Below are 9157 nucleotides of genomic sequence, written 5' to 3'. Positions count from 1 at the left end.
ACCGGAAACGCGCCTATCAGCGTCAACGACGGGGAGAACAAACCGCGTCGTCAGAATGACGAAATTACCCCACCCAACCGGCCATTTTGATTGTCGCCAAGCGGTCAAAGTAGTTGACGTCGCATAATCTGAGTTGCGATTTCTATGCTTCCTTACTGGATTCTGTTCTTGATTCCCACTGTTGGTGTGCTGGCAACTCGGCGGCTGCACCCGGCATCGCAGACGCCCATGTGGTTGCTGGTCGGGGGAATATTTGCCCTTGCCATCGGAATGCGGTATCGGGTGGGAGGGGATTGGAGCTCTTATCTGGCTTACCTGGATCGCGCGGCGATAATGTCGCTTCCCGAGGTGTTGGCTAGCGATGACCCAGGCTACTACCTGCTCAACTGGCTAGTGTTCCAGTTGGGTGGAAACATATATTGGGTTAACCTGATCTGCGGCATGATCGTGATGAGTGGCGTGGTGGTCTTTGCCCGTCGTCAACCGTTGCCCTGGCTGGCGCTGCTGGTGGCGGTGCCGTACCTGATTGTGGTGGTTGCCATGGGTTATAGCCGCCAGGCCACGGCTTTGGGATTCGTGCTGCTGGGCCTGGTATCCCTGAGCAAAGGCGAGATCCGATGGTTTGCCATCTGGGTGCTACTGGGTGCCACCTTTCACAAGTCTGCGGTGCTGGTATTGCCAGTGGCAGCGCTCGCTGCCAGTCAGAATTGGCTATGGACATTTCTCTGGGTCGGTGTCACTACCTTGATTGGTGGGTACCTGTTTCTTTTCGATTCTGCCGACAGGCTCTGGGAAAACTATGTCGAAGCTGATTACCAATCACAAGGAGGATTAATCAGAGTATTGATGAACGCTGTTCCTGCTACATTATTTTTGGTGCTACGAAAGTATCTTTGCCAAGGCGGAGAAGAGTGCAAGCTTTGGTGGTGGCTATCAATATTGGCCATCGTTTGCATTCCACTGGTGATCATGTCATCGACTGCTACCGACCGAGTGGCTCTTTACCTTATTCCTTTGCAGATGTATGTCTTTTCAAGGTTACACAAAGTCAGTCATGATGCATTAGTGAGGACATATATTGTTACGGCAGTCGTGGCATACTATGCTCTTGTACTATTTGTCTGGTTGATGTTTGCTTCACATGCTTATGTCTGGTTGCCTTATCGGTTGGTGTGGTTGCTGTGAGGGTAATCGCAGGAGAAAGCTCATCTCAAGACAATAATTAATTTTAGACATGATGTTGAGCTGTTTCAGAAAGTCTCTGAGACACCGAGTGCTGATTGAGGTGTTATGGAACCATGCATTGATGGATGTTAAACACCACGGCTATTGTGCTTGCTAGTTAAATTAAGGAGACAAACATTCTCCTCGTTTCTGGAAATTCCACTACGGGTCGATTATTTATTGTTTTTAGAGTATTTGATTATTTATATAATTTAGAGCCCTGATGATGATTACTGTTATATCGCAGCCTGTTATAGTGTTGGTCTCCAACACCTCTTGGTATCTTTATAATTTCCGGCGTGGAACGATTCTGGCGCTTTGCGCAGCGGGTTATCGTGTTGTGGCACTGGCTCCAGAAGATGCTCATTCCAATCGTCTGGTGGAGGAACTGGGCATCGAATATGTGCCGTTACCGTTGGACGGTAAGAGTATCCAGTTGCTTGGCGAAGCTAGAAGCTTTCTAGCCTTGATGAATACGCTACATCGGCTCACACCGTTATTCGTGTTCAATTTTACCGTAAAGGCCAATATTTACTCGGGGCTAGTCTGCCAGCTGCTACGGATTCCCTATGCCAATAATGTTTCTGGACTGGGGACGGCCTTTATCCACGATACTTGGTTGTTTCGTCGAGTTCGCAGAGTGTATGGCTGGGCAAATAGCGGTGCGCGGCGGGTGTTCTTCCAGAACCGTGAGGACTACGACTTGTTCGTCGGACATGGTCTGGTGCGTGATACCACAACTACGGTGCTGCCGGGCTCGGGCATGGATACCGTACGCTTCGCTTTCTTGCCACTGCCGGAAGCAATTCCCTTCACCTTCATAATGATTGCTCGGTTGCTTGGCGACAAGGGGGTGCGCGAGTACGTCGATGCCGCTGAGCGAGTGAAAAGCGATCATCCCAAGACTCGCTTCCTGTTGATTGGCCCGCAGGGTGCGAGCAACCTCACTTCCATCGGCGTGGAGGAGGTGCACCGCTGGCAGGCAGAGGGTGTGGTTGACTATCTCGGGGAACAGGCTGATGTGCGCCCTTTCCTGGCTCAGTCGCACGTGCTGGTGCTCCCTTCGTACCGAGAGGGCATGCCGCGCACCGTACTGGAAGCAGCCTCAATGGGGCGCCCGGCCATCGTATCGGACGTGCCGGGCTGCCGGCACGCGGTGATCGCCGGCGAGACCGGCTGGCTATGCAAGGTCAAGAGTGCCAAGTCGCTGGCTGAGCGGATGAACGAGTGCCTGGCGATGCCCTTTGAGTCGCTGCAGGAAGCGGGCCGGGCGGCACGACGACGTATCGAGAACGAGTTCGATGAACGCATCGTGATCGAGGCGGCGATGAGATGTTTAAGAGGGTAGTGAGAGACTACAAAATATGCTGACGGCTAACCACGGCTTAACCAAAATCAATGCGAGTAATTGACCAGGATAAGAACCGACCCATCTTTCCCGGAGTATCAACAAGCTCAATAGTCGCCCCAGAAAAAGACTGGGGTATCTGACACCGACACAGGCGTTCTTAGGGAGAGTATTCAGGGACACTCAAAGTCGCAGGTGTTCCATTTATTGCTTGGATTCAGAGCAGGTGGGTGGATGCAATGTATGAAGCATGAGAGTAGTGGGGTCTGTGAGGCGGCTGTTACTTGTTGGTGGCGATGCGATCAAACCGCGTTCGCAATGGAGCAATGACAGTGAACACCAGAAAGCACCAGAAAGTTGAGTGCCGTATAGAAGAAAGTGTTACTGAATTTTCTAATATTTGTTCGGATGTTCTGATTGCCAGAACTTGGAGCGAATTCAATAATCTTCGGGATAGGTTCGTTGAGTTGGGGTTCATAAGGTTTCCACCGTTGTCAACGTTTGTTGATATTGAAAGATATGCTAAAGATGTCATTGGAGAGATTAAAGATAAAACTTTTGTCGAGTCATCTCCTGCGCACGTAAAACTACTTGATGCTCTTGAAGTTAAAGCTGTTTTGGCTCCTATCTTGTTTGATATTGCAAAAGATAAATTTGGCTATACTGGCGATTTGGATAGTCAATGCCATATGGCGCGATTAGTTAAGCCTGGAAATGCAGTTGAGCAATACAGAGCGCATTTTGATTCTCATATTTTTACTTTGATTATCCCGTTGGTAATTCCGGCAAACTCTTTGGGAAAAGAAGTTGGGGAATTGTTGTTCATGCCTAATGCAAGGAGGAATCCGGAGAGCGAATTTGAAAATATTGCTGGTAAGGTTTTTTTTAAAATATATGCGAGAAAAAGTAGTGTGTTGAGGCTGGAGAAGGATAACAAATTTGAGGTTGAGTTTTTTTCTGATTATCGTCCGTTGCTGTTTTTGGGTCGAACAACATTTCATGTAAATAAGCCTGTAGCGTTAGGGGCATCAAGCGCTCGGTTAACACTGCTTTCTCATTTTTTTGATCCTGGACCTAAATTTGGCATTGGTAAAATCATGAGATCTCTGCGGAACCGTTGACGAATTGTTCGTCTGAGCGGATTAATATCATTGGTCTTTGGCTTTAATCACATTGGCAATCATCTCACTGTCCTCTTGGCCCAGCATACGTTCCTCTAATTAACTTGGTTTATCATCTTAGTTAAAGGAAGAAGTCTCAATGCCAACCTCATGCTCACTGGATCCGGTGTTGCAACTTCTATTGCTACTGTCTCGGTTGGAGTTGTCAGAAGAGCAGGAGTGTGCTGCTTTGGCATTGTGCGCTCGCATTGACGACTGGACGCGGGTTTCTCATCAGGCGTATCAGCGTTTTATTTTGCCATTGGTCTATCGACATTTATGCAAACTTGCTCCTGAACGCTTGCCGCCGGAACAGTTGGAGGCTATGAGACGCATGTGCTTGACAGTGGTCCGACATAACCTCCATGTGGCTGCCGCGCATCGGAAACTGATTGATGATCTACTGAAGCCCTTGGATGTCCCACATCTATTTTTTAAGGGGCACAGCCTGGCGGCGCGCTATTATGACGACCCGGCCATGCGCTTCTGTCGGGATATAGATGTGCTGGTATCGCATGATCATATCGTCGAGTTGCTTGAGGTCGCTTACGCAATAGGGTATACGCCACATGATCCAGTTGAGCTGACTATGGATCGAGTAAGCCTGGACTTTGTTGCTCGCGCACAACCGGTGATTACCTTGCGGTCACCCCAAGGGGTTTTGATTGAGTTTCATCAACGCATCGACAAGACCGGCTCAATCTACGAGCCATCTGAGCTTTTGGCCAACGCTGAGACGCTGATACTTAGTGATAATAATAAAGTATCGGTCATGCCCACGGCGGAACTCTTCGTTTACGTCTGTATGCACCATACTCGCCACCAATGGACTCGTCTTCACTGGCTGGTCGATCTTGATGCGATTCAACGTCATCCAAGCTTTGATTGGAATGCTGTTTATGCTTGTGCTTCCCGTCGCAATTTGACAGCGACCGTTGAGGCGTCACAAGAACTCTATATGGCATTGGCGACGCCAGATTTTCTGAGTTGTCAGCTATCAGCAAATGGCAAGGAGATACTCGGGACTTGCTTGAACGCCCTTCAGGGTGATCTGGACTTAGGCACGGAACTGGCTTTGCGGAAAAAGAGAGCCGCCCCCGATTTTGCTTTTGCCTGGCAAGCCAGCACTGCCCATCTATTACGTTGGAGAGTACAGGGCTGGATCAAGCGGTGGCAGCCAAACTACAAGGATTACCACAGCTGGCCACTGCCACTCCAGTGGCAGTGGCTGTATTTTTTCATCCGCCCGTTCCGAGAGCTTTTCAAGCGACTCTCTTCAAATAGCTACTCAAAATGACTCTGCTTTTTGCGAGTGCTCATGATTCAGTCTGACAAGATACTTGCGCCGCTGCATACCTTGCGCCGCATTCTACCGTTGCTATGGCAGAGTAGCCGGAAATGGACTGTTCTAAGTACCTTGTTGATGGCCTTGGAAGTAGCCTTCGGTCTGACGGCGCTGTATCTGCTCAAACAGCTGGTGGATGTGGTGACGGAGCTGCTTGGCAGCGATGAAGTTGCCGATGGCTTAGGACCCGTATTGTGGTACGTGGCCTTGACGGGAGGGTGTACGTTGGCCTTTATGGCTTCCCGAGCCCTGTCGAACCTGTCACGAGAAGCTCAGGGGTTGTTGGTGGCCGATCATATCGACCGCGAGATTCATGCCCGCGCGGTACGCGCCGATCTGGCCTTCTACGAAAGTCCGCTCTACTTCGATACACTGCAGCGGGCCCGGCAGGCAGGGAATCAGCGCCCGGTGCAGGTCGTCGGCAATCTGATGATGTTGGTCAAGAATAGCCTGATGTTGGCAGCTATTGTCGTGCTGATCATCACCATCAATTGGCTATTGCTGCCGGTGTTGTTGATTGCCATTGTGCCGGCATTACTGGTGCGACTGCATTTCACTCGGCACTTTTTTGACTGGCAGCGCCACCGTACCCAGCTGGAACGTCGGGCCAGCTATCTTGATTGGCTGATGACCTCCGATATTCATGCCAAGGAGCTGCGCCTCAATCAGTTGGGCGATTATCTGCGAGAAAGCTATGCCGATCTGCGCGCGCTGATTCGGCGTGAACGCATGCGCATCACCCAACGGCGCACGCGAGTCGAACTAGGTGTGGCGAGCATTGCCACTATTGCCTTCTTCAGTGCCCTCGCTTATCTGGCCTGGCAAACCGCGGAAGGGCGCAACAGCGTCGGCGACTTGGTGCTGTTTCTGCTGATCTTCCAGCGTGCCCAGTCGATGGGCCAGGAACTGGTGCAGCAGGTCACCAAGCTTTACGAGGATCACCTCTACATTGGGCTGTTGTTCGAGTTTCTCGATATCCGGCCGGCAATAGCCGAGCCGGAGCATCCGTTGCCGGTACCAGCGCAGTCGCGTGAAGGTATTCGTTTCGAACAAGTGGGATTTCACTATCCCGGTACTAACAAGTCAGTGCTATGCAATATCGATCTAAGTATTCGTCCTGGACAGATCATTGCACTTGTCGGGGCCAATGGTTCGGGCAAGACGTCGCTGATCAAGCTGCTCAGCCGTCTCTATGATCCGACCTCGGGCCAGATCACCCTGGATGGCGTGGACATTCGCGAGTATGACCTGGAGGAATACCGGCGGGTGTTCAGTGTGATCTTCCAGGACTATGGGCACTATGCGACCACGGTGCGGGACAATATACGCTTCGGGGACATTCGGCAGCCCGCCGATACGCCGTCGATCGAGGAGGCGGCGGTCAAGGCGGGGGCAGATTCATTCATTCAGGGACTTGTGCATGGTTACGATACCTCCTTGACCCGCATGTTCGACGATGGCCAGGAGATCAGCATTGGTCAATGGCAGAAGATCGCCTTGGCCAGGGCCTTTATGCATCGCTCCAGTGTCATCATTCTCGACGAGCCGACCAGTGCCCTGGATCCAGGCGCGGAGTTCGAGCTGTTCGAGAACTTCCGCGAACGCATCGATCATCGTGCTGCTCTAATCATCAGCCATCGGCTTTCCACAGTGCGCATGGCGGATTACATCTATGTGCTGGATCAAGGTGTGATCCGTGAGGCGGGTACGCACGATGAGTTGATAAAGCGACAGGGGACGTACTGCGAGCTGTTCAACCAGCAAGCGCATCATTATCGGGAGGTGGAGAGCTAGAAATGAGTCCGGTTCACCGAATCGAGGTTGCACGATCATGAGTGGCGTGTGTGGAATCATTCACCTTGACGGCGAGCCGGTCGATCGAGGGGTTCTCGAACGGATGGCTAACCAGGCGGCTTACCGCGGCCCTGGTGGAGTTCACTATCACTGCGAGGGCGCTGTTGGGATCGCTTGTCTTTCGCTGGATACCACTGCTGATGGAAGCGGGGCCTGCCGACCGGTTATTGCTCGTGGTCACAGTCTGGTATTCGCCGCCGACGCGCGGCTCGATAACCGTGATGAGTGCGCCGAGGTCTTCCTGGTGCATAGTGCCGAGATATCAAGTGGTGTCGGGGCGGCGGAGGGGCCACCATCCGATGCCGAGCTTATGTTGGGTGCCTTGCTGCACGATGGCGAACGCGGTCCAGCGTTCCTCATCGGGGATTTCGCCTACGCACTTTGGGACGAAAGCCGCCGTGAATTGCGGTTGGCGCGTGATGGAATGGGGATGCGCTCGCTGTACTACAAGGTCGAGTCGAAGCGCATACTATTCGCCACCGAGATAAAGCAGATTCTTGCCGTGGGGGGAGTGCCGAGGAAGCTCAACGAGCAAGCGGTGGCCTGGTATCTCGCCGGCATGCAGGTGCCGGCAGGTTGTGTGTTCTATGAAGGGATCGAGGAGGTCAAACCGGGCGAGGAGGTGGTGATCGATTCGCAGACGCGCGTGCGCCAGCGTATCTTCTGGCGACCCGATCCCGACAATCGCATCCGTTACCGTGATGAGCGCGAGTATGCCGATCATCTACGCGAGTTGCTGGTGGAAGCGATGCGATGCAGGCTGCGTGCCCGCTCTCCGGTGGGTGTCAGTCTCAGCGGGGGAATGGATTCGGCTACCATCGCCTCGATCGCTGGTTGGCTCGGCGAACGTGGAGAAGACGTGCCCGCGATACGCGCTTACAGTTGGGCATTCACCGATTTCCCGGAATGTGATGAGCGAGCGAATATCTACCGCATAACCGACAGGTACCAGATTCCCACACACGAGATACCCGCCGAGGAAACCTATCCGCTCGTTGATTATGCTGCATATACCCCGCACGAAGATGACCCCTTTACCTCGATGTTTCAGGCCTTTATAGCCAGAGGAGTGTCGACAGCCTTGGCTGATCGTGCTGCGGTCATGTTCTATGGTTTTCGCGGCGATATGATGGGCGGGGGAAATGTGAGCGACGTTCCGGGCATGCTGCGAGCAGGATTGTTCGGCGACGCACGTGGGGAATTGGCGAGATTGTCGCGCAAGTTCAGCTTCTCCAAAGTCTCGACAATATCGCACTATGTGCTACGTCCCGTGGCCTCTGACCTCATACCCCGGCAATTCATTATCTCGGGGCGGCGTGCCTCACAGCGACTTAGGCCGCTAGTGACGAGAGAGCACCATGGAGAGGATCGCGCGATAAGAGTGGGGCCGGCGGAACGCGCCGTCGAGCATGTGCGCGAGAGCTTCCTCCGGCGGGCTGGGCTTCCGCTATGTGATCCGGTGTCCTTGGAAGCGGAGACCTGGCCGGGTTCAGCAGGTCGGCAACGCTATGTTCACGTCTTCTCTCCGTTGGTGATGCGTGGAGTAATGTATGCCGAACGGCTATGTGCGGGCTATGGTATCGGGTTTGCCGATCCTTGGAGTGACCGACGCATTGCCGAGTTCATGCTCGCCTGCCCACAGCACTGGATAAGCAGATCCACTGAGGTGAAACGGTTACCGCGACATGCCATGCAGGGGATCATGCCGCCGGATGCCATCAAGGCCTCCCGCAAGGTATCGCCCGAGCCATTCTATCTCCATGCGCTGCGCGAGAAGGCGTACGACAATGTGATCGATCTCATGACCGGCAGCTGCTGTGCTGAGCTCGGTTACATCGATGAAGTCGCGCTACGTGAGCGTTTCGAACGTTTCAAGAGGGGCGATGCGCCAGTTTTTGACCTGTGGTCGACTCTGTCACTCGAGATCTGGCTGCGACGTTACTGGTCGTAGATGATGCGGTAGATTGATAGGTCAATGAGGCATATCAATTGTGATGAGAGGATTTCATGAATTGATAGGAGAAAAAACATACTTCGTTGTTATTGATGGGTAAGTCTTTTATGTCTAATATATAGGTAAGGTAGTTGTTTTCAACAATACTTCAATTGTTGAGAGAGGGATTACATGAAAAATAATTCACAGGCTCAAGTGGACTGCTTGGTACGCAGAGAATACAGCGCTCCGCAACTAAAGTTCTGGGGTACTGTATCCGACATTACGCAAGT

At 52.5% G+C, this 9157-nt stretch carries 6 protein-coding genes; all 6 read left to right on the top strand.

Annotated features, from left to right (window positions below):
• Positions 1 to 228: 228 nt before the first annotated feature.
• On the top strand, positions 229 to 1185 hold the full coding sequence (locus IE093_RS02400; protein WP_229803176.1) for an EpsG family protein: 957 nt from the start codon (positions 229 to 231) through the stop codon (positions 1183 to 1185).
• A 262-nt stretch (positions 1186 to 1447) separates the two neighbouring features.
• Positions 1448 to 2572, top strand: coding sequence for a glycosyltransferase family 4 protein (locus IE093_RS02395; protein WP_308427184.1), 1125 nt, complete (start codon positions 1448 to 1450; stop codon positions 2570 to 2572).
• A 332-nt stretch (positions 2573 to 2904) separates the two neighbouring features.
• Positions 2905 to 3693 (top strand): hypothetical protein, encoded by a 789-nt coding sequence (locus IE093_RS02390; protein WP_189465792.1) that lies wholly within the window; start codon positions 2905 to 2907, stop codon positions 3691 to 3693.
• 139 nt (positions 3694 to 3832) lie between these two features.
• Positions 3833 to 5029: a nucleotidyltransferase family protein gene (locus IE093_RS02385; protein WP_189465790.1), complete on the top strand. Its 1197-nt coding sequence runs from the start codon at positions 3833 to 3835 to the stop codon at positions 5027 to 5029.
• 21 nt (positions 5030 to 5050) lie between these two features.
• On the top strand, positions 5051 to 6871 hold the full coding sequence (locus IE093_RS02380; RefSeq protein ID WP_189465788.1) for an ABC transporter ATP-binding protein: 1821 nt from the start codon (positions 5051 to 5053) through the stop codon (positions 6869 to 6871).
• Positions 6872 to 6908: 37 nt separating this feature from the next.
• Complete coding sequence (locus IE093_RS02375; protein ID WP_189465786.1) at positions 6909 to 8882, top strand: asparagine synthetase B family protein; 1974 nt, start codon at positions 6909 to 6911, stop codon at positions 8880 to 8882.
• Positions 8883 to 9157 lie beyond the last annotated feature (275 nt).

The sequence above is a fragment of the Litchfieldella qijiaojingensis genome, from assembly GCF_014651875.1.
In the GTDB taxonomy this organism is placed as follows: Bacteria; Pseudomonadota; Gammaproteobacteria; order Pseudomonadales; family Halomonadaceae; genus Litchfieldella; species Litchfieldella qijiaojingensis.
The sequence above is the reverse complement of the archived record's forward strand: the minus strand, read 5'-3'. Positions and strand labels throughout refer to the sequence as shown.